Annotated in this window: 23 protein-coding genes and 1 riboswitch; of the genes, 5 read left to right on the forward strand and 18 right to left on the reverse strand. The window is 71.0% G+C overall.

Annotated features, from left to right (window positions below; translation table 11 throughout):
- The first annotated feature begins 16 nt into the window (after nt 1–16).
- Nucleotides 17–1138: an LOG family protein gene (locus ADK65_RS05775; RefSeq protein ID WP_053668714.1), complete on the forward strand. Its 1122-nt coding sequence runs from the start codon at nt 17–19 to the stop codon at nt 1136–1138.
- A 147-nt stretch (nt 1139–1285) separates the two neighbouring features.
- Nucleotides 1286–1975, forward strand: a complete 690-nt coding sequence (locus ADK65_RS05780) for an LAETG motif-containing sortase-dependent surface protein (RefSeq protein ID WP_199825571.1) — start codon at nt 1286–1288, stop codon at nt 1973–1975.
- Between the two features lie 181 nt (nt 1976–2156).
- Here the strand turns inward: ADK65_RS05780 and ADK65_RS05785 are convergent, their stop codons facing one another.
- The 4 genes from ADK65_RS05785 to rlmN all read right to left on the reverse strand — a co-directional run bounded on the left by ADK65_RS05785 (nt 2157) and on the right by rlmN (nt 7244).
- Complete coding sequence (locus tag ADK65_RS05785) at nt 2157–3176, reverse strand: ABC transporter ATP-binding protein (RefSeq protein ID WP_053668715.1); 1020 nt, start codon at nt 3174–3176, stop codon at nt 2157–2159.
- Nucleotides 3176–4840 (reverse strand): ABC transporter permease, encoded by a 1665-nt coding sequence (locus ADK65_RS05790; RefSeq protein ID WP_107092219.1) that lies wholly within the window; start codon nt 4838–4840, stop codon nt 3176–3178. Before ADK65_RS05790 ends, ADK65_RS05785 begins: the two co-directional genes overlap by 1 nt.
- The gene (locus ADK65_RS05795) at nt 4816–5901 is read right to left on the reverse strand and encodes a thiamine ABC transporter substrate-binding protein (RefSeq protein WP_053668717.1); all 1086 of its coding nucleotides are present in this window, start codon (nt 5899–5901) and stop codon (nt 4816–4818) included. Before ADK65_RS05795 ends, ADK65_RS05790 begins: the two co-directional genes overlap by 25 nt.
- Before the next feature lie 76 nt (nt 5902–5977).
- A riboswitch (TPP riboswitch) is annotated at nt 5978–6084 on the reverse strand.
- Nucleotides 6085–6137: 53 nt separating this feature from the next.
- A complete protein-coding gene (gene rlmN / locus ADK65_RS05800) occupies nt 6138–7244 on the reverse strand; it encodes a 23S rRNA (adenine(2503)-C(2))-methyltransferase RlmN (protein WP_053668718.1) in 1107 nt (368 codons plus the stop codon).
- A 157-nt stretch (nt 7245–7401) separates the two neighbouring features.
- On the opposite strand from rlmN, the gene ADK65_RS05805 reads away from it, so the two are divergent.
- On the forward strand, nt 7402–7590 hold the full coding sequence (locus tag ADK65_RS05805) for a hypothetical protein (protein WP_053668719.1): 189 nt from the start codon (nt 7402–7404) through the stop codon (nt 7588–7590).
- Nucleotides 7591–7669: 79 nt separating this feature from the next.
- The gene (locus tag ADK65_RS38430; RefSeq protein ID WP_159038728.1) at nt 7670–7843 is read left to right on the forward strand and encodes a hypothetical protein; all 174 of its coding nucleotides are present in this window, start codon (nt 7670–7672) and stop codon (nt 7841–7843) included.
- Nucleotides 7844–7870: 27 nt separating this feature from the next.
- On the opposite strand, the gene ADK65_RS05810 is transcribed toward ADK65_RS38430, so the two are convergent.
- The 6 genes from ADK65_RS05810 to rpsB all read right to left on the reverse strand — a co-directional run bounded on the left by ADK65_RS05810 (nt 7871) and on the right by rpsB (nt 13138).
- Nucleotides 7871–8320: an SRPBCC family protein gene (locus tag ADK65_RS05810; protein WP_053668720.1), complete on the reverse strand. Its 450-nt coding sequence runs from the start codon at nt 8318–8320 to the stop codon at nt 7871–7873.
- Between the two features lie 118 nt (nt 8321–8438).
- Nucleotides 8439–9566, reverse strand: coding sequence for a phosphatidate cytidylyltransferase (locus ADK65_RS05815; protein WP_078955825.1), 1128 nt, complete (start codon nt 9564–9566; stop codon nt 8439–8441).
- Nucleotides 9566–10123, reverse strand: a complete 558-nt coding sequence (gene frr, locus ADK65_RS05820) for a ribosome recycling factor (RefSeq protein WP_053668722.1) — start codon at nt 10121–10123, stop codon at nt 9566–9568. Before frr ends, ADK65_RS05815 begins: the two co-directional genes overlap by 1 nt.
- A 164-nt stretch (nt 10124–10287) precedes the next feature.
- Nucleotides 10288–11046: a UMP kinase gene (gene pyrH, locus ADK65_RS05825; RefSeq protein ID WP_053668723.1), complete on the reverse strand. Its 759-nt coding sequence runs from the start codon at nt 11044–11046 to the stop codon at nt 10288–10290.
- Between the two features lie 184 nt (nt 11047–11230).
- Nucleotides 11231–12067 carry a translation elongation factor Ts gene (gene tsf, locus ADK65_RS05830; protein ID WP_053668724.1) on the reverse strand — a complete coding sequence of 279 codons (837 nt, stop codon included), beginning with the start codon at nt 12065–12067 and terminating at the stop codon, nt 11231–11233.
- A gap of 174 nt (nt 12068–12241) precedes the next feature.
- Nucleotides 12242–13138, reverse strand: a complete 897-nt coding sequence (gene rpsB, locus ADK65_RS05835) for a 30S ribosomal protein S2 (RefSeq protein WP_053668725.1) — start codon at nt 13136–13138, stop codon at nt 12242–12244.
- A gap of 274 nt (nt 13139–13412) precedes the next feature.
- Between rpsB and ADK65_RS05840 the strand changes: the two genes are divergently transcribed.
- Nucleotides 13413–13982 carry a M23 family metallopeptidase gene (locus ADK65_RS05840; RefSeq protein ID WP_053668726.1) on the forward strand — a complete coding sequence of 190 codons (570 nt, stop codon included), beginning with the start codon at nt 13413–13415 and terminating at the stop codon, nt 13980–13982.
- Between the two features lie 141 nt (nt 13983–14123).
- Here the strand turns inward: ADK65_RS05840 and ADK65_RS05845 are convergent, their stop codons facing one another.
- The 8 genes from ADK65_RS05845 to lepB all read right to left on the reverse strand — a co-directional run bounded on the left by ADK65_RS05845 (nt 14124) and on the right by lepB (nt 20815).
- Nucleotides 14124–14681, reverse strand: coding sequence for a TetR/AcrR family transcriptional regulator (locus ADK65_RS05845; RefSeq protein ID WP_053668727.1), 558 nt, complete (start codon nt 14679–14681; stop codon nt 14124–14126).
- A 93-nt stretch (nt 14682–14774) separates the two neighbouring features.
- On the reverse strand, nt 14775–15617 hold the full coding sequence (gene whiG / locus ADK65_RS05850; RefSeq protein WP_053668728.1) for an RNA polymerase sigma factor WhiG: 843 nt from the start codon (nt 15615–15617) through the stop codon (nt 14775–14777).
- Nucleotides 15618–15888: 271 nt separating this feature from the next.
- Complete coding sequence (gene dprA, locus ADK65_RS05855) at nt 15889–17049, reverse strand: DNA-processing protein DprA (protein ID WP_053668729.1); 1161 nt, start codon at nt 17047–17049, stop codon at nt 15889–15891.
- On the reverse strand, nt 17046–18671 hold the full coding sequence (locus tag ADK65_RS05860) for a YifB family Mg chelatase-like AAA ATPase (RefSeq protein WP_053668730.1): 1626 nt from the start codon (nt 18669–18671) through the stop codon (nt 17046–17048). The genes dprA and ADK65_RS05860 overlap by 4 nt, the downstream gene beginning before the upstream one ends.
- Entirely contained in the window at nt 18672–19073 is a 402-nt protein-coding gene (locus ADK65_RS05865) for a YraN family protein (RefSeq protein WP_078955826.1), read from the reverse strand.
- Between the two features lie 80 nt (nt 19074–19153).
- Entirely contained in the window at nt 19154–19462 is a 309-nt protein-coding gene (locus tag ADK65_RS05870) for a DUF2469 domain-containing protein (RefSeq protein WP_003993268.1), read from the reverse strand.
- Between the two features lie 56 nt (nt 19463–19518).
- Nucleotides 19519–20043 carry an NUDIX hydrolase gene (locus ADK65_RS05875; RefSeq protein ID WP_053668732.1) on the reverse strand — a complete coding sequence of 175 codons (525 nt, stop codon included), beginning with the start codon at nt 20041–20043 and terminating at the stop codon, nt 19519–19521.
- The gene (gene lepB, locus ADK65_RS05880; RefSeq protein ID WP_053668733.1) at nt 20033–20815 is read right to left on the reverse strand and encodes a signal peptidase I; all 783 of its coding nucleotides are present in this window, start codon (nt 20813–20815) and stop codon (nt 20033–20035) included. The genes ADK65_RS05875 and lepB overlap by 11 nt, the downstream gene beginning before the upstream one ends.
- Between the last annotated feature and the right edge of the window lie 13 nt (nt 20816–20828).

The following is a 20828-nucleotide window of genomic DNA, read 5'->3' on the forward strand; positions in this document are numbered from 1 at the left end:
GTGCCAGCATGGGCGCGTGCAGACGATGCCCGCCCATGCGGCCCACCACGACGACCATGAGATAGAGAGCCTCGAGGAGTTCGACGCGACCGTCTCGGCGCGCGGCACCCTCGCCGGATACCGCGTCCAGGCCGTCGATCTGACGGACCGTACGCGCGAACTGCTCACCCACGACACGGTGGGCGCCGTCTTCCTGGGCTGCGCGATGCGGGAGGACGCGGCCGCCAAGGTCCGCGGCGACGGCGCCCTGGTCTTCCCCCCGGTACCGGGTCTGCCGTTCGACCCCTACCGCGGCCTGGTCTACTCGCCGGAGGAACTCTTCGCGTCGCTCGCCGAGGGCTACGAGGCGACGCCCGACGCCCTCGCCTACGCCTGGTTCCAGCGCACGAAGGCGGACCGCGACATCCACGCGTCCATGCTGCGCTCGATCCACGACGACTCCGTCTCGGACGCGCTCGACGAACTCCTGTCCGGCGCCCGGGTCGTGGGCGTCATGGGCGGTCACGCGATGGCCCGCGGCACCGAGGAGTACGCGGGCGCCGCACGGCTCGGCCGGGAGCTGGCCCGGGCCGGCTTCACGATCGCGACCGGCGGCGGCCCGGGCGCCATGGAGGCGGCGAACCTCGGCGCCTACGCCGCCCCCTTCGACGACACGATGCTCACCGAGTCGCTGGAACTCCTCGGCAAGGCGCCGCACTTCACCCCGTCGATCACCCAGTGGGCCGCGGCCGCCTTCGAGATCCGCGCCCGCTGGCCCCAGGGCGGCCGTTCGGTCGGCATCCCGACCTGGTTCTACGGCCACGAGCCGCCGAACGCCTTCGCCTCCCACATCGCCAAGTACTTCGCCAACGCCACCCGCGAGGACGGCCTGCTGGCCCGGTCGAACGCGGGCGTGGTATTCCTGCCGGGAGCAGCCGGGACCGTCCAGGAGATCTTCGACAACGCGACGCCCAACTACTACGAGTCGCGCGGCGAACCCACGCCGATGGTGCTGGTGAACCGCGTGCACTGGACGGAGAAGCTGCCCACGTGGCCGCTGCTCCGGTCGCTGGCCGCGGGGCGCTCGATGGAGGCGCGGATCGCGTTGGTGGAGCGGATCGAGGAGGCGCCCGAGGCGTTGAAACGTCTCGGCGGTTAATAAGAAGGCAAAGCAAGTGCTTGCAGGCTGCATATGCGTTGACACTACTTATGCGGCGCTTATAGACCTGAGGGTCTCACGGTAGTGCTGATGCCCAGTCAACACTGCCCCAGCCCCCCCGCATCAGCAATCCTGTAAAGGACAAACGTGGCAGTTCTGTCCGTATCCCGCCGCGCACGTGCCGTGCGTGTCCTCGGTGTCGTCTCCGCTTCGGCCGCGCTCGCGCTCGGCACCGCCGGCAACGCGCTCGCCTGCAACATCAGCGAGTTCTCCGCCGAGGCGAAGTGCGATGGCGACAAGGGCGTCATCACGGTCACCGACGTGGACCCCGCCGGCATCCCGGCGACGGTCACCGTCTACCTGCAGAACAACGGCGCCGACGCGAAGAAGGTCGGCGAGCAGGTCGTCAAGGGCTCGCGCGAAGGGACCACCATCACCTTCGCCGACGACTGGAAGGCGAACGCCGAGTACCGCATCCACGTCAAGGCCGCTTCGTACGTCGACGAGGACATCAAGCCGAACCTCGTCACCCCGGCCACGGCCTGCAAGAAGGAGGAGGAGCCCCCGGCTTCGACTCCCCCGGCGACTCCGACCCCGTCGGCGTCCCCGTCGAAGCCCGCCGAGGAGAGCGAGAGCCCGGCGCCGGAGCCGTCGGAGAGCCAGAGCAGCTCGCCGGCGGGCAACGCGCCCGCTCCGGCCGGTGACTCCAACCTCGCCGAGACCGGTGCAAACTCCAACACCGGCCTCATCGCCGGCATCGCGGCGGCCCTGGTCGTCGTCGGTGGCGGTGCGGTGTTCTTCGGCATGCGCCGCCGCGGAGCGAACAGCGACAGCTGACGCCCGCGCAGACCGTGACGTGGCCCGTCCCCCAACCCGGGGGCGGGCCACGTCCCGTCTCACCCGAACGTCGCCCGCCAGAAGTGACCACCGACCTCAACAGGCCTACCTGGCGGGCGATCTCATCGCGGTAGCGGTCGTGCGCGAGTGGTGTCATGCCCCGCACCCCAGGGCGGGACGATCAGTCGAGCACCACGACTTCCGCCGCGTCGAACTCCACGCCGACCTCGTCCCCCACCCCGGGTGCCGCCCGCAGTGCGCACGCCGCCTCCAGGCGCGGGGCGTCCTGGGGCTGGAGGTGGAGGGCGACATGGGTGCCCTTGAACGTACGCGCGGTCACCGTGCAGCGCAGGCCCGTGTCGGCGGCCACCAGGCGGACCCCGGCGGGCCGCACCAGCAGGGTACGGGTGCCCTGCGGGGCGCCCTCCGGGACCGGCACCTTGCCCCAGGGCGTGTCCGCCGCCTCCGTCCCGACGGTCGCCTCGGCCACGTTCTCGAAGCCGAGGAAGCGGGCCACGAAGGCGTCGGCGGGCCGCTGCCACACGTCGAGGGGCGTACCGGACTGGGCGATCCGCCCGTCCCGCATCACCACGACCCGGTCGGCCAGCGCGAAGGCCTCCCCCTGGTCGTGTGTCACGGCGAGCACGGTCGTTCCCAACCGGCCGAACAGTTCCTTCAGTTCGACGACCAGCCGTTCCCGCAGCGACCGGTCGAGCTGTCCCAGCGGCTCGTCCAGCATCAGCAGCCGGGGGCTCGGCGCGAGGGCCCGGGCCAGCGCCACCCGCTGCTGCTCTCCGCCGGACAGCGCGGCGACGGCCCTGCGGCCCGCGCCCGGCAGTCCCACGAGGTCCAGCAACTCCTGGACCCGCTCGGCCTGTCGACGCTTCGGCTCGCCGCGCATCCGCAACCCGAACGCCACGTTGCCGGCCACGTCCCGCTGCGGGAAGAGCTGGTGGTCCTGGAACATCAGCCCGACCCCGCGCCGGTGGGCGGGCACGCCCGCCTGGTCACGCCCGTCGAGCACCACCCGGCCGGCGTCGAGCGGTTGCAGCCCGGCCACCGCCCGCAGCAGGGTCGACTTGCCGCTGCCGCTGGGGCCCAGGACGCACACGATCTCGTGCTCGGCGACCTCCAGACCGACGGCGTCCAGCACGGCACGCCCACCGAAGCGGACCGTCGCGTTCCGCAGGTCAAGCAGCATCAGAACTCCCCCGTCCGGTCCGTCCGCAGCCTCTCCAGCACCAGCAAGGCCACCGCGCACACCACCATCAGCATCGTCGAAAGGGCCATGGCCTGGCCGTAGTTGAGGTCTCCGGGCCTCCCGAGCAGCCGGGCCACGGCCACCGGCAGAGTCGGCCGGTCGGGGCGCGCGATGAACACCGTCGCGCCGAACTCCCCGAGGGACACGGCGAAGGCGAACCCGGCCGCGATCAGCAGCGCCCGCCGCACCATCGGCAGGTCCACCTCCCGCCAGACCCGCCAGGGCGAGGCCCCGAGCACCGAGGCCGCCTCCCGCAGCCGCACGTCCACCGCGCGCAGCACGGGCAGCATGGTCCGCACCACGAACGGCACCCCGACCAGCGCCTGCGCGAGCGGCACCAGGATCCAGGAGGACCTGAGGTCCAGCGGCGGCTCGTCGAGGGAGATCAGGAACCCGAAGCCGACGGTCACCGCGGACACCCCGAGCGGCAGCATCAGCAGCGCGTCGAAGCCGCGCACGAACCGTCCGGCGTCCCGGCGGGTGAGCGCGGCCGCTGCGAGCCCGCCGATCAGCACGGCGATGAGCGTGGCGGCGACGGCGTACGACAGGGAGTTGCCGATCGCCTCGATGGGCGGGACCAGGAACACTCCCCCGTCCTCGCGGGTCAGTGCCCGGTAGTAACCGAGGCCCGGCGCGCCCAGGGACCGCTGCACCAGCACGGCGAGCGGCAGCACGAGCAGCACGGCGACGGTGACGAGCACCCCGCCGAGCAGGGCCCACTGTCCCGCTCCTCGTGGTTTGCGCCCGGTCACGGACGCGTCCACCAGCCGCAGCGCGGCCTCCCGCCGCCGCACGGTCCAGGCGTGCAGGGCGAGAATCGCGCCCACCGCGACGAACTGGATCAGGGTCAGCACGGCCGCCGTGGACAGGTCGAAGATCTCCGACGTCTGCCGGTAGATCTCCACCTCCAGGGTGGAGAAGGTGGGGCCGCCCAGGATCTGCACGACACCGAAGGAGGTGAAGGTGAACAGGAAGACCATCAGCGCGGCGGCGGCCACGGCCGGGGCGAGCGCGGGCAGCGTGACCTGCCGCCAAGCCCGCAGCGGGGACGCCCCGAGCATGCGCGCGGCCTCCTCCTGCCGTGGGTCGAGCTGCGCCCAGAGCCCGCCGACGGTCCGGACGACGACCGCGTAGTTGAAGAAGACGTGCGCGAGCAGGATCGCCCACACGGTGGTGTCCAGCCGTACGCCCCACAGCTCGTCGAGCAGCCCGCCCCGGCCGACGAGCGCGAGGAACGCCGTACCGACGACGACCGTCGGCAGCACGAACGGGATGGTCACGACCGCCCGCAGGACCTGCTTGCCGGGGAAGTCCAGGCGGGCGAAGACGTACGCACCGGGGAGGGCGACGAGCAGCGTGAGCGCCGTGGAGGCCAGCGCCTGCCAGGTGGTGAACCACAGGACGTGCCGGACGTCGGACTGCGCCAGCACCTCCCCGATCCGCCCGAGATGCCAGACCCCGTCCGCCTTCAGACCGCGCGCGACGATCGCGGCCACGGGGTAGGCGAAGAAGACGGCGAAGAACGCGACTGGCACGGCGAGGAGACCGAGCCGCGCCGCGCTTCCGCGCCTGGTGCGGGCTACTTCAGTACGAGTGAGGTCCACGACTTGACCCACTGGTCACGGTGGTCGGCGATCTTCGCCGGGTCCATGGTCTCCGGGTCCTTCGCCTGCGGCCCGAACTTCGCGAACTCCGGCGGGACCTGGGCGCCCTCGGTCACCGGGTACACGAACATGTTGAGCGGCATGTCCTCCTGGAACCTCTTGCTGACGAGGAAGTCGAGGAAGGCCTTGCCGCCCTTGCTGTTCCTGGCGTTGGCGAGCAGCCCCGCGTACTCGACCTGCCGGAAGCAGGTGCCCTCGGCGACGCCGGTCGGGGCCGTCTTCGGCTTGGGGTCGGCGTAGACGACCTCGGCGGGCGGCGAGGAGGCGTACGACACGACGAGCGGCCGGTCGCCCTTGGCCTTCTTGCCACTGGCCGAACCGGAGAACTCCTGGTTGTAGGCCTGCTCCCAGCCGTCGACGACCTTCACGCCGTTGGCCTCGAGCTTCTTCCAGTAGCCCTCCCAGCCCGCGTCGCCGTACCGGGCGGCGGTGCCGAGCAGGAAGCCGAGCCCGGGCGAGGAGGCGGAGGCGTTCTCGGTGACGAGGAGGTTCTTGTACTGCGGCTTGACCAGGTCGTCGAAGCCGCGCGGCGGCTGCAGCTTGTGGTCGGCGAAGTACTTCTTGTCGTAGTTGACGCAGATGTCGCCGGTGTCGACGGGCGTGACGCGATGCTTCTCCTCGTCGACCCGGTACTCGGCCTTGACCCGCTCGGACCCCTTCGCCTCGTACGACTGGAACAGGCCGTTGTCGAGGGCGCGGGACAGCAGGGTGTTGTCGACGCCGAAGAAGACGTCGCCCTGCGGGTTGTCCTTGGTCAGGATGGCCTTGTTCACGGCCTGCCCGGCGTCGCCGTCCTTGAGGACCCGGACCTTGTAGCCGGACTGCTTCTCGAAGGCCGCGATGACGTCTTCGGACGCGGCCCACGAGTCGTGACTGACGAGCGTCACGGTCTTGGGGTCACCGGACCCCTGACCGCCGTCGGACGACCCGCAGGCGGCGAGCGTGCCGACCAGGCCGAGCCCGGCGACCGCCGCCGTCAGCCGCTGTGCGTTGATGCTCACTGGATTCCTCCTGGGGTGGCCAGGAGAAGACGCGGCCCTGCCCGGGACTTCCGGGGTCCCGGGCAGGGCGCAACAGCTCGAGTGGTGACCGATCTCCCTACCCAGAATGACCTGGGCCAGGTTCGGAGGGTCTGCGGCCGTGTGCCGCACTCTCAGCGCTGTGGCGCTCCCCTGTCGGAATATGCAGGTGTGGATGTGAAGGTGCCGCTTATGAAGATGTACTGACGACAGTCAGACTACCGTTCGGTGGCGGCGAGCTGACCACACGCCCCGTCGATCTCCTGACCACGGGTGTCCCGGATCGTCACCGGCACACCATGCGCCGCGATGGCTTCCACGAAGGCCTTCTCGTCCTCGGGCCGCGAGGCGGTCCACTTGGAACCGGGCGTCGGGTTCAGCGGAATGAGATTGACATGCACGGGCTTGCCCTTGAGCATCCGCCCGAGCCGGTCACCGCGCCAGGCCTGGTCGTTGATGTCCCGGATCAGCGCGTACTCGATGGACAGCCGGCGCCCCGACTTGGCGCTGTACTCGAAGCCCGCGTCCAGCACCTCGCGCACCTTCCACCGGGTGTTCACCGGCACGAGGGTGTCGCGCAGCTCGTCGTCGGGCGCGTGCAGTGAGATGGCGAGGCGGCACTTGAAGCCCTCGTCGGCGAACCGGTGGATGGCCGGGACGAGGCCGACGGTGGAGACGGTGATGCCACGCTGGGAGAGGCCCAGGCCGTCGGGTTCGGGGTCGGTGAGCCGCCGGATGGACCCGATGACCCGGTTGTAGTTGGCGAGCGGCTCGCCCATGCCCATGAAGACGATGTTGCTGAGACGCGCCGGCCCTCCGGGCACTTCCCCGTCCCGCAACGCCCGCATGCCGTCGACGATCTGGTGCACGATCTCGGCGGTGGACAGATTCCGGTCCAGCCCCGCCTGGCCGGTCGCACAGAACGGACAGTTCATCCCGCAGCCGGCCTGCGAACTGATGCACATGGTCACCCGGTCCGGGTAGCGCATCAGCACGGACTCGACGAGCGTCCCGTCGAACAGCCGCCACAAGGTCTTGCGGGTGGTGCCCTGGTCGGTCGACAGATGCCGCACGACGGTCATCAGCTCGGGCAGCAGCGCTTCCTGCAGCCGCCCCCGGGAGCCGGCCGGGATGTCGGTCCACTGCTCCGGATCATGCGCGTACCGCGCGAAGTAGTGCTGCGAGAGCTGCTTGGCACGAAACGGCTTCTCCCCGACCGCGGCGACGGCCTCCTTGCGCTCGGCAGGAGTGAGATCGGCAAGATGCCGCGGCGGCTTCTTGGCTCCGCGGGGGGCGACGAAAGTGAGTTCTCCGGGTGCAGGCATAACCCTCCCAGTGTCGCAGATCCACTCGGGTGCCCCGCAGCCGTCGGTCGTCAAGTGGCTACGGCTGCCGTCAGCGGCTGGCGCAGCCGGCAGGCCACCCGCAGCGAGAAGGGCCTGGCAAGATGGGCCGACCATCACAGGAAGCGGGGGGGCGAGCATGGTCGTGCTCATACTGTCGGTTGTCGTGCTGCTTCTCATCGGCGGCTGTGTCTGTGTGTACTGGTCAGCCCGGGGCGACGCGCCGCGGTGGGCGCGGGGTGTGGCCAAGGTGACGTTGCTCGGCAGTGAGATCGCCCGCAGTGCGAGCCGGAGTTCCCGCTCGCAGCAGAGCAGCGGTGACGACTAGCAGCACCGTCGCGACCCGGGCCGGGACCCCGGCCGGCGGAACCGCGTGTTCCCCCCAAGGGGCAGGGCACGCGCGAGCCATGACGTCCTTCTACGTGGCCCACGCGGCCCACTCGGCCCCTGTCCAGCTCGCAGAGAGATGGCAAGGCCCCCCGTGGTTCAAGTGGGCCTTCCTCGGCGTGTGGGCCCTCTGCGGTGTGTTCGTCCTGTTCAAGCTGCGGCAGAACGGCTGGAAGTTCCCCCGGCGGCGCTGAGCCCTGCCGCCGGAGGCAGGGGCGCGCCTACTCGGCCGTGTGCTCCAGCCGGTCCTTGAGGAGCTGCTCGTTGCGTGGGAGTTCCTTGCGGACCTGGGGGCGCACGACCAGCGGGACCAGGACCTTGCCCATGCCGTGGCCCTCGAAGTCGATGTCGATCGTGACGTGGGAGCGGCGGCCCTCGTCGTAGGGCTCGACCTCGCCGTGCACCTGGGCCCGGACGGGGCCGTCGACACCGCGCATGCCCCAGCTGTGCGGCGGGTCGTACTCGGTGACCTCCATGGTCATCGGCATGACACGGCGGCCGACGTGCCGGCTGACCCGGACCTTGCTGCCGATGCCCACGGGCCCCTCGTCCAAGCGCTCCGCGGACACGGCGCTCAGTTGCCACTCCGGCATGCGTCCGGCGTCCATGACGTAGTCGTAGACCTCCTCGGGGCGGCGGTCGACGTCGATGCTCTCTCGGATGATGGCCATGATGGCCTCCTTTGGGAGGTACATGTGCATCGTCCCACTTCAGGCCCTCGGACGTCTCCCCGAGACGGCAGCGAGCCCCCACCCGAAAGGGCGGGGGCTCGCTGCCGGAGAAGTCGCCTCAGCCGGACCCGACGAACAGCACGAGCAGCAGCCACACCACCGGAGCCGTGGGCAGCAGCGAGTCGAGCCGGTCCATGATGCCGCCGTGCCCCGGCAGGAGCGTGCCCATGTCCTTGATACCGAGGTCCCGCTTGATCATGGACTCGCCGAGGTCGCCGAGCGTTGCGGTGACCGCGACCGCGAGCCCCAGCACCAGTCCCTGCCACCAGGCACCGTCGTCGATGAGGAACTGCATGCACAGCGCCCCCGCGACCATGGCGAAGGACACCGCGCCGAGCAGGCCCTCCCGGGTCTTGCCGGGGCTGATGCGCGGGGCGAGCTTGTGCCGGCCGAACCGCCAGCCGACCGCGTACGCCCCGGTGTCGCTGACGACCGTCAGCAGCAGGAACGTGAGCACCCGCTGCGGCCCGTCGTCCGCGGTGAGCATCATCGCGACGAAGGTCGCCAGGAACGGCACGTAGAACGCCGCAAAGACACCCGCGGTGACGTCCCTCAGGTAGCCCTCGGGCGGTTCGGTCATGCGCCAGACCAGGACGGCCAGTGCCGTGAGCGCCATCGCCACCCAGGCGCCCTCGGCGCCCCGCACGTACCCGGCGACGACCATCGCGGCACCGCCGAGCGCGAGCGGCACGATCGGCGCCCGGATGCCCTTGCGCTCCTCCAGCCGCTTGGTCAGCTCCCACAGGCCCACCACCACGGCCACCGCGACGACGCCGACGAACACGGCCTTGACGACGAACAGCGAGGCGACGATCACCACACCGAGCCCGACACCGACCCCTATCGCGGCGCTCAGGTCGCGGCCCGCGCTCTTCTTCGGCGGCTTGGGCGCCGGCTGCGAGGCGTCGGGCATGGGCTCCGGATTCGTGTCGTTTCGGACCGGGGTGCCGCTCAGCCGAGCAGCCCCCCGGTCGTCATCCTGGTTTCCGCCGAATTCGGTCACGTCGGGCACGATGGGCATGGGGCGAGTCTGAGGCGCTTCATACGCATCGTATGCGGGACCCGCCGGAGCGGCCCCTTGGACGTGCCCCTGGCCCGGGCCCTGGACGTGCCCGTGACCATGCCCTTGGTCGGTGGGCCCCCAGTACCCGGCCTGTGGCGGCGCCCCCCAGGAAGAGTCGTTCATCAGACCTCGAGCAGCTCCGCTTCCTTGTGCTTCAGGAGCTCGTCCACCTGCGCGACGTACTTCGCGGTGGTGTCGTCGAGCTCCTTCTCCGCACGGCGGCCCTCGTCCTCGCCGACCTCGCCGTCCTTGATCAGCTTGTCGATGGCCTCCTTGGCCTTGCGGCGCACGGAGCGGATCGAGATCTTCGCGTCCTCGCCCTTGCCCTTGGCGACCTTGATGTACTCGCGGCGGCGCTCCTCGGTGAGCTCGGGGAACACCACACGGATGATGTTGCCGTCGTTGCTCGGGTTGACGCCCAGGTCGGAGTCGCGGATCGCCTGCTCGATGTTCCGCAGCGCGGTCTTGTCGAACGGGGTCACCACGGCCATGCGCGGCTCGGGCACGGAGAACGAGGCCAGCTGGTTGATCGGCGTCGGCGCGCCGTAGTACTCCGCCACGATCTTGTTGAACATCGCCGGGTGCGCACGGCCGGTGCGGATCGCGGCGAAGTCCTCCTTGGCGACCACGACGGCCTTCTCCATCTTCTCCTCGGCCTCGAGGAGGGTCTCTTCGATCACCACTTGCTCCTGCGTGTCTTGAGTAGGCCCGGCTGCGGTTCCTGTGGGGCGGCGGCCGGCTGCGTCGCGTCTTCTTCCTGCACGGTTCCCGACCGGCGGGACATTGTCCATCCCCCGGCCCGGCTCCGTCCCGTCCGTCCCCCGGACGGGGTTGTACCCGGGTGTCAGTCCCGGCTGCCGGGGTCCCCCACCAGCGTGCCGATCTTCTCACCCTTGACGGCACGTGAGATGTTGCCCTCCGCCAGCAGCTCGAAGACCACGATCGGAAGCTTGTTGTCGCGGCACAGGGTCACGGCCGTGGCGTCGGCGACCTTCAGATCGCGCGTGATGACCTCGCCGTAGCCGAGATGATCGAACTTCACCGCGTCCGGGTTGGTCTTGGGGTCGGAGTCGTAGACCCCGTCCACGCCGTTCTTGCCCATCAGCAGCGCCTCGGCGTCGATCTCCAGGGCGCGCTGGGCGGCGGTGGTGTCGGTGGAGAAGTACGGCATGCCCATACCGGCGCCGAAGATGACCACGCGGCCCTTCTCCAGGTGCCGCACGGCGCGCAGCGGGATGTACGGCTCGGCGACCTGGCCCATGGTGATGGCGGTCTGCACGCGGCAGTCCACGCCCACCTTCTCCAGGAAGTCCTGGAGGGCGAGGCAGTTCATGACCGTGCCGAGCATGCCCATGTAGTCGGAGCGGGCCCGGTCCATGCCGCGCTGCTGGAGTTCGGCACCGCGGAAGAAGTTGCCGCCGCCGATGACGACCGCGATCTGGGCGCCGTCGCGCACGACGGCCGCGATCTCGCGGGCGATCTTGTGCACCACGTCGGGGTCGACGCCCAGGCCGCCGCCACCGGAGAAGGCCTCTCCGGACAGCTTCAGCAGAAACCGGCCGCTCACTTTGCCGTCGTCGCTCTTCTGGGCCTTGGTGGTCATGGGGGATCCCGCCTCTTTCACGTGTTGCACATACCAAGAAGGCCATTGCCGGTGGGGCGTGTTTCGCATCCCATACGGCAATGGCCTCCTCGTCAGATCTGCTGTCGTCCGCCACTGGTGTGACGGCGTACGCGGACGACTGCTGTCGACCCTATAGGGGTCGGGCGTCGAGCGCGGTACGGACTCAGATGCCGACCTTGATGCGCGTGAAGCGCTTCAGGGTGACACCGGCCTCGTCCAGGATCTTCTGGACGGACTTCTTGTTGTCGAGCGCGTACGGCTGGCCGAGCAGCGTGGCGTCCTTGAAGAAGCCGTTGAGGCGACCCTCGACGATCTTCGGCAGGGCGGCCTCGGGCTTGCCCTCGGCGCGGGTGGTCTCCTCGGCGACGCGGCGCTCGGACTCGACGACCTCGGCCGGGACGTCCTCCTTGGAGAGGTACTTCGGCGCGAAGGCGGCGATGTGCTGGGCGACGCCCTTGGCGATCTCCGCGTTCGGCTTGTCCAGCTCGACGAGGACACCGATCTGCGGGGGCAGGTCGGGCATCGTGCGGTGCATGTACGCCGTCACGTAGCCGTCGGCGAACTGCGCGAAGCGGTCCAGGACGATCTTCTCGCCCAGGTTGGCGTTGGCCTCGTCGACGAACGCCTGGACGGTCTTGCCGGCCTCGATCTCGGACGCGAGCAGGGCGTCGAGGTCGGCCGGGGAGGTCTTGGCGACGTGCTGCGCGATCTGGTTGGCGACGGCCTGGAACTTCTCGCCCTTGGCGACGAAGTCCGTCTCGCACTTCAGCTCGACGATGACGCCGGAGGAGTTGTCGTCGGCGATGATCGAGACCACGGCGCCGTTCTCGGCGGAGCGGCCCTCGCGCTTGGCGACGCCCTTCTGGCCCTTGATGCGGAGCGCCTCGACAGCCTTCTCGACGTTGCCCTCGGCCTCGTCCAGCGCCTTCTTGCAGTCCATCATGCCGGCGCCCGTGAGCTCACGGAGCTTCTTGACGTCGGCGGCGGTGTAGTTCGCCATGAGTCTGTGAATCTCTCTCGAAGTCTGGAAGATCGAAGATCTGCGGATGCGCTCCATGGAGCAGGAGCGCGCTGTCCTTCCGCTGACCTACGGGTGAACGGCGGGAGCGGACTTCACCGCGCCGGGGGCGCTGGTTGCGGTGCCGCTCCCGCCGTCACCACGGGACTGACGGGGTCAGGCCTGCTCGGCCTCGGCCGGCTTGTCGCCCTCGGCCGGCTTCTCGGCCTCGGCGGCGGGGGCCTCGGCGGCCGGAGCAGCCTCGGTGGCCTCGGCGGCGGGGGCGGCCTCGTCGGCCTTCTTCTCGCCCTCGAGCAGGTCGCGCTCCCACTCGGCCAGCGGCTCGCCCGCGGCCTTCTCGCCCTTGCCCTCGGTGGCGACACCGCTGCGGGCGATGAGGCCCTCGGCGACGGCGTCGGCGATGACGCGGGTGAGCAGGGTGACGGAGCGGATCGCGTCGTCGTTGCCCGGGATCTTGTAGTCGACCTCGTCGGGGTCGCAGTTGGTGTCGAGGATCGCGACGACCGGGATGTTCAGCTTCCGGGCCTCACCAACGGCGATGTGCTCCTTCTTGGTGTCCACGATCCAGACGGCGCTGGGCACCTTCTGCATCTCGCGGATACCGCCGAGGGTCTTCTCCAGCTTGGCCTTCTCGCGCGAGAGCACGAGAAGCTCCTTCTTGGTCAGACCGGACGCGGCGACGTCCTCGAAGTCGATCTGCTCGAGCTCCTTGAGGCGCTGCAGACGCTTGTAGACGGTCGAGAAGTTGGTGAGCATGCCGCCCAGCCAGCGCTGGTTGACGAAGGGCATGCCGACGCGGGTGGCCTGCTCGGCGATGGCCTCCTGCGCCTGCTTCTTGGTGCCGACGAACATGACCGTGCCGCCGTGGGCGACGGTCTCCTTGACGAACTCGTAGGCGCGGTCGATGTACGACAGCGACTGGAGCAGGTCGATGATGTAGATGCCGTTGCGCTCCGTGAAGATGAAGCGCTTCATCTTCGGGTTCCAACGACGGGTCTGGTGACCGAAGTGGACGCCGCTCTCCAGCAGCTCCCGCATCGTGACGACGGCCATGGCCGTATCTCCTTGATTTTCTCGGTTGTGCCGCGGATGCCGGACGGCTTCCGCGCCTGACGCCCACTGCGCGCCGTTCCACGAGGGACCGAGGGGCGCTGACACGGGCCCGTTGCCGGGGTTCGTGTCGGGGCGTGCGAAGTCGACCCGATGGCTCGGGTCGCCACCAGAAGTGTACGGGACCCGCGGGGCGCCGGGTGACGCCGTTGTCCACAACCGGCGGGTGATCCACAGCCGGGGGCTGCGCAGGGTGATGTTCCGGGACGCTTTGCCCATGCGAGTGAACCGGTGTGTCCGCGTGTGTGTGCGTCTGATCCTGTTGCTGCTCCTCACGGCGTGGGCCTTGCTGGCCCCGCCGCCGCGGCTGCTCGCGGCGGGTTCCCCCCTCGATGACCCCGCCGTGCCGGCGGTCGGCCGCGCCTGGCCCGTCGGCCTGCGTCCTCCCATCCTGCGCGGCTGGGAACCCCCGGCGACGGTCTACGGCCGCGGCCACCGGGGTGTCGACCTGGCGGCGGCGCCGGGAACGCCGGTGCGGGCGGTGGCGTCGGGCCGGGTCTCCTTCGCGGGCAGGGTGGCCGGGAAGGGGGTGGTCTCGGTGGAGCTGACGGGCACCGGCGACCCGCCTCTGCGCACGACCCACGAACCCGTGACGGCGTCGGTCGCGGAGGGCGACGAGGTGGAACCGGGCGAGGTGATCGGCACGGTGGACGCGACCGGCTCGCACTGCGCGGCTGCGTGTGTGCACTGGGGCCTGCGACGCGGGGAGACCTACCTGAACCCGCTGTCGCTCCTGCCTTGGTGGCTGCTCAGCCTGGGGCCCTCCAGGCTGCTGCCGGTGTACTGACACGGCCGCGGGCAGTCATGCCCCAGGAGGCGGCGGGGGCCTCCTCGAGCGAAGCCGTGGGCTCGGGTGAGGGCGGGCGCGGCGCGCCTGACTCCGCCGGGCCGCGGATCCAGCCGCCCCGGGGTGGGTGCCCGCCGCGGCTCAGCCCCGCACACCCCGCAACGCCATGGACACCGCCGCCTCCGCGATGGTCGCGGGCTCCTCCGCCGCCCCCAGTTCGATCCTGCGTACCGCCGCGTCCACCACTCCCTGGACCAGCATCGCCGCGAGCCGGGGCTGCTGGTGCCCCAGCTCGCCCAGCGCCTCGACGATCATCGCGACCAGCCCGCCGTGCGCCGCCCGGATCTTCTCCCGCGCGCCCGCGTCGAGTTCACTCGCGGAGATCGCGACCACGGCCCGGTGCCGCCGGTCCCCGACCAGCTCCAACTGCCGGCGCACATACGCCTCGACCTTGGCCTCGGCCGTCTCCGCCCGCTCCATCGCGGCCGACACGTCCGCCGCCCACACGGGGAAGTCGACCTCGCACAGCTCCTCGACGACGGCCGCCCGTGACCGGAAGTACTCGTAGACGGACGAGCGCGCGAGGCCCGTCCGCTCGGCGAGGGCCGGGAAGGTCAGCGCCTCCGTACCGCCCTCGGACAACAAGGAACGAGCCGCGTCCAGCAGGGCGGCTCGCTGCATCGACCGGTGCTCGGCCACGGAGGCCGCTCGAATCCTTGGCACGTCAACACTCTACGGACGCGTCCCGCCACGCGGGAGTGGTTGAAGCCGGCCCGACGGCGTGCGGCCAGGTCAGCGGCCGAAGCTCGCCAGTTTCGCTCTCAGCTGGAGTACGGATTTGGTGTGGATCTGGCTGACCCGGCTCTCGGTCACCCCCAGTACGTTCCCGATCTCGGCCAGGGTGAGGCCCTCGTAGTAGTACAGCGTGACCACGGTCTTCTCCCGGTCGGGCAGCGTGTTGATCGCCCGTGCCAGGAACCTCCTCAGCTCCCGGTCCTCGGCGACCTCGACGGGGTTGTCGGCGGCGGTGTCCTCCAGCGTGTCCATGACGCTGAGCCCGTCGCCGCCCTCACCGCCCCCGTGCAGCAGCTCCTCCAGGGCCACCACGTTGGCCAGCGACAACTGGCTGAACACCGCGTGCAGTTCCTCGACGGCGATGCCCATCTCGCCGGCCACCTCGCCCTCCGTCGGCGTCCGCCGCAGCCGCGCCTCCAGCGTGGCGTACGCCCGCTCCACGTTGCGCGCCTTCTGCCGCACCGACCGGGGGATCCAGTCCAGCGCCCGCAGTTCGTCGATCATCGCGCCGCGGATCCGGGTGATCGCGTAGGTCTCGAACTTGATCTCCCGGTCGATGTCGAACTTCTCGATCGCGTCGATCAGCCCGAACACCCCGGACGAGACGAAGTCGGCCTGCTCCACGTTGGACGGCAGGCCCACGCTGACCCGGCCCGCCACGTACTTCACGAGCGGCGAGTAGTGCAGGATCAACTGCTCCCGCAGCCGCTCGTCCCCCGTCGCCTTGTACGACCGCCACAGCTCGTCGAGCGTCGAGGGAGCGGGCGGCCGCACGCTGCCACCGTCACGGGCGGCTGGGGGGATCGCCGCCCGGTCGGACCCGGAGGTGTGCTGGGGCATTCGTCGCCTTGTGCCGTTCTGCTGCGAAGTGGTGCTGCCGGGGTGAGCTGTCTGTCTGATGTCGAGTTGCCTGTCCGTGTCGGGATCCTCGCGAGCGTAGCGTGACTGCGGTGTCGCGGTGAGCGAAGGGCGGAGGCCGGAGTGGGCGCAGATACGTTCCTCAGGACGCCCCCGCGGGGTGGCGCAGTCGCTCCGTGTGATCGCCGCGAGCCTCAACTGGGCGCATTTCCAAGGGGTGTCGGGGTTCCCCCGGACGGCCGAACACAGAACGTCAACACGGTCCGCGACCGTCCCGGACCGACATCACCGCCTGGCGTGTCAACTTCCAGCCGTCGCCATGTCGTTCGACGTAACCGAGTGCTCGGAGTTCGTACAGTCTCGCGATCGCGTCGTCCGGCGCGGTCTGTGCGGAACGCGCGATCTCGTCCGGCGCGGCCGTGCCGCGTCCCGGCAGCGCGTCGAGCACCTGCCGGGCGGCCGGCTCCAGCAGGTCCCGGGGCAGGACGGGGCCTCGCCGGTCGGGGGCCAGCTCTCCCATCCCACCGACCAGTTCCACCACGTCCGCGACGCCGGTGACCAGGACGGCCTCCCCGCGCAGCAGATCGTGCACCCCGGCGGAGAGGGCGCTGGTGGCCGGGCCCGGCACGCCCATCGTGTGCCGGCCGAGGCGCTGTGCCGCCCGCGCGGTGACCAGGGAGCCGCTGCGGTGGGCCGCCTCGACGACGACCGTGCCGCGAGTGAGCGCGGCGATCACTCTGTTGCGCAGGATGAACCGGCTCGGCGTGGGGTGATCCCCGGGCGGCAATTCGCCGATCACCAGTCCCTGTTCGGCGATTCTGCCGATCAGCTGCGTGTGGCCCCGGGGGTAGGGGCGGTCGACGCCGCAGGCGAGGACGGCGACGGTGGCGCCGCCGGCTCCGAGGGCTCCGCGATGGGCGGCACCGTCGACTCCGTAGGCGCCGCCGGACACCACGACCCAGCCCCGCTCGGCGAGCCCCGCCGCGAGGGTGGCGGCCATGTGGGCCCCGTACTCGGTGCAGGCCCGGGCGCCGACCACGGCGACCGACTTCAGCGCCCACATGCGCAGACCGGCCCGCCCGCGCACCCACAGCCCCAGGGGCCGGGCGTCCCCGAGATCGTCGAGCTGGCCCGGCCACTCCGCGTCCCCGGGGGGCACGAACCGCACCCCGGCGTCCCGGGCGGCCGCGAGATCCCGGCGCGGCCGGGCGGCCTCGGCCCTGGCCACGAGCCCGGCCCAGCGCTTACGGCTCGCCCCCGGCAGAGCGGCCCCGCCGTCCCTCAGCCGCCGGACCACTTCCCGGACCCCGTACTCCCGCACCCACCGCCCCCCGGCCTCGTCCCCCGGCTCGATGACACGCGTGAGGAGGACCCGGGAGAGCAGGTCGTCGTCCGGTTCGTCGAGGAGGCTCACGTCAGCGCCCCGATGGCCATGGGTACGCCGCGCGGAACACCGGTGCGCAGCTGGAGTGCGAGGGCGACGTCCGTGGCGTCGGGCCGGTCGTGACCCACGAGGTCGGCGACGGTCCAGGCCACACGCAGGACGCGGTCGAGGCCACGGGCGGACAGGACGCCCCGTTCCAGGCTTCGCTCGGCCTCGTCCATCGCGCCGGGCACGGCGGACCAGCGGCTGCGCAGCTCCCGGCCGGGCACCTCGCAGTTCGTGCGCCAGGGCGTCCCGGCCAGGCGCTCCGCGGCTCGCTCCCGGGCTGCTCGCACCCGGTCGGCGACCGTCACGGTCGATTCGCCCGGTGCGGCGGAAGCGGCCAGCTGGGAGCGGGTGACGCGATCCACCTCCACGCGCAGGTCGACGCGGTCGAGCAGCGGCCCGGAAAGCCTGGCCTGATAGCGGCGGACGGCCGAGGGCGGGCACTCGCAGAGGTCGTCCCGCTGCGAGAACCGGCCGCACGGACAGGGGTTGGCCGCGAGCACCATGAGGAACTTCGCCGGGAAGCGCACGACTCCCGCACTGCGCGCGATCACCACATGCCCGGCCTCCAGCGGCTGGCGGAGCGCGTCCAGGGCCTGGCTGCCGAATTCAGGCGTCTCGTCCAGGAAGAGCACTCCTCGATGGGACAGCGACACCGCTCCGGGCCGCGCGACGCCCGGGCCGCCGCCGACGAGTGCCTGCATCGTGGCGGAGTGGTGCGGAGCGCAGTAGGGCGCGGCGTCGATCAGCGGCTTGCCCGGCGGCAGCAGGCCCGCGACCGAGTGGACCGCGGTCACCTCCAGCGACTCCTGCCGGCCGAGCCGCGGCAGGATGGCCGGCAGCCGCTCGGCGAGCATCGTCTTGCCGGCGCCGGGCGGCCCTTCGAGGAAGAGGTGGTGCCCACCCGCCGCGGCCACCTCCACAGCCGTGCGCGCCGAGATCTGTCCGACGACGTCGGCCAGGTCGTGTCCGTGGTCGTGCTGGGCCGCTCCGATGCCGTGCATGCCCGTGGCCGCGCCGCTGCCCGGCACCCGGAGGCCGGCCAGGAGCGGGTCCGGGCGGCCCGGTTCGTCCTGTTCCTCGTCGGGCACCGGTTCGTCGGCCAGGACGGCGATCAGCTGCCGCAGACTGCGCACGCCCAGCACCGACACGCCGGGTACGAGGGAAGCCTCGGCGGCCGCACATTCCGGCACCACCACCTGCTCATAGCCCGCCTCAGCCGCCGCGAGCACCGCGGGCAGCACTCCCCGCACCGGTCGCACCCGCCCGTCCAGCCCCAGTTCGCCGATCATCACGATGTCGGCCAGGACCCTGGGGTCGATGCGCTCCGCCGCGCCGAGGACCGCCGCCGCCACGGCCAGGTCGAAGCCGCTGCCGGACTTCGGGACCGAGGCCGGGCTCAGGCCGACGGTGAGTTTCTTCTGGGGCCAGGCCGCGCCCGAGTTGACGACCGCGGCGCGCACCCGGTCCCGGCTCTCCGTGAGGCTCTTGTCGGGCAGCCCCACCAGCGTGAACGCGGCGACGCCGGGTTCGAGGTCGGCCTGGACCTCGACGACCACGCCTTCGACGCCCACCAGCGCCACCGAACACGTACGGGCGAATGCCATTCAGGCCACCCCCCGCACATGCTCGACCACGGCGGCGCCGCGGGCCGGCAGCAGCACGCCGACCACGTCGATGCGGACCCCGCCGGGCGGTGCGCCCCCGTGCGTCTGGATCCATCGCTCGGCCAGGCCCCGCAACCGCTCCGCCTTCTGCGGGGTCACGGCCGCCATCGGGTGCTGGAAGGGCCCCTCCCTGCGGGTCTTCACCTCGCAGACGACCAGGACGTCCCCGTCCCGGGCCACGATGTCGATCTCGCCGGTCCGGCCGGAGCGCCAGTTGCGCTCCAGGACCGTCATACCGGCCTCGGCCAGCCGCCGTGCGGCCAGGTTCTCTCCGTACTTGCCCATGGCACTGCGTGCCAGATGTGCGGTCATGTCGGCGCCACCTCCGGCGCCAACGATCACGCACCCGCCCCCGCGAAGTGGATCTTGGTGGACGGCTCAGCGACTGTGGACAACTCCGTCACCCACACGAGGAGCGGACCTCATCCGCTCGGCAGTTCCAGATCGCTCTTGTTCAGCTCCTCGATGTTCACGTCCTTGAACGTGAGGACCCGCACCTGCTTCACGAACCGCGCCGGCCGGTACATGTCCCAGACCCAGGCATCCGCCATGGAGACCTCGAAGAACACCTCACCCTGGACCGAGTGCACCTGCATCTCATAGTCGTTGGTGAGGTAGAAACGCCGCTCGGTCTCGATCACGTATTTGAACAGACCGACGACATCGCGGTACTCCCGGTAGAGCTTCAGCTCCATCTCGGTCTCGTACTTCTCGAGGTCCTCGGCGCTCATGGCATGTTCCCCTTCAGCCGTGCGATCCCCCCATTGTGCGCCAGTCCCGTGAGCCGCTAGACGATTTCCGGGTCAAGGATCACTGGCCTGGCCGGGGGACCTTCGTCGAGCAGCGTGCGCAGCAGCCCGGCGAGTCTGGTCGGATACACCGTCTCATGTGCCCGGCTCAGTTCCGGACACGTCCACCAGCGCGCTCCGGCGACACTGCGCCGCTCCAGTTCGGTCAGCCCGGTGGCGGCCACCGCCGTGCGCTCCGTACGCGCGAGGTAGTACCACTCGTCCTGGTTCCAGCGACGGCCCGCGAAGGGGAAGGAGCACCTGCGCCGCCACAGCACCGGGCCGATCTCGACCTCGGTGATGCCCGTCTCCTCGGCGAGTTCCCGCAGAGCGGCCTGTTCACGGGTCTCCTCGCCCTCCACGCCGCCGCCGGGGGTGAACCACCAGTCGTCGGCCGGGTCGTCCGGCTCGTGCCCGTGCAGCAGCAGGATGCGGTCCTGCGGGTCGAGCAGCACCACCCGGGCGACCCTGCGCAGTCCGCCCTCGTAGGTGTCCTGGCCCGCTCCCACGGCCTCAGCGGACACCTGAGGGCTCCGCGGCGCTCTCCCGCCGGGCCCGGCCGGCGCCCGCGCGCTTGGCGAGGGGCCCGTAGGCACCTCCGCCCAGGACGAGCACGGCGCCGGCGATCACGAGGACGGTGATCGTCAGCAGCGGTCCGGGCGAGGAGAGGGGGCCGAGCGGCTCGAAGCCGGTGGGGCGCTGCAGCATGCCCTTCATCGGCCACACGACGCTGTCCACGCGGGCGTCCACGGCGGAGCGTGCCACCGTGCCACTGGCCGCGTCGGTCAGGTGGGCCGTGGAGTCCACGGAATTGCCCCGCTCGTCGCCGAGCAGGAAGAGGCGTCCCTTGGGCACGGTCACGGTCGGGAAGTTGCTCATCTCGGCCGGTGTGCCCTTGGGCAGGTACGTTTCGTCGATCTCCTTGCCGTTGACCTTCAGCCTGCCGTCCTGGCAGCAGGAGACCGTGTCACCGCCGACGGCGACCACGCGCTTGACCATCGGCGCGTTGGCCCAGGTCGCGTCCTTGAAGACGACGACGTCCCCGCGGTGCACCTCGCCGCCGTCGACGCGCTGGGCCAGGATCCGGTCGCCCGCGTCGATCGTCGGGGTCATCGAACTGGTGGGCACGGTGTACGGCCGGTAGACCACCGCTCCCCAGGCGAACCCGCCGAGAAACAGCACGAGGCCCAGTGCGACGGCCAGCCCGGACAACCGCTGTCCGGTCCGGCTGCCCACCGGGCCCGTGCCCGAGCCGCCGCTGCGCGGGGCCGTGTGCGTCATGCTCTCGCCACCCATGGGTCCGCACCCT

It is taken from the genome of Streptomyces sp. NRRL B-1140, assembly GCF_001280065.1.
GTDB lineage: Bacteria > Actinomycetota > Actinomycetes > Streptomycetales > Streptomycetaceae > Streptomyces.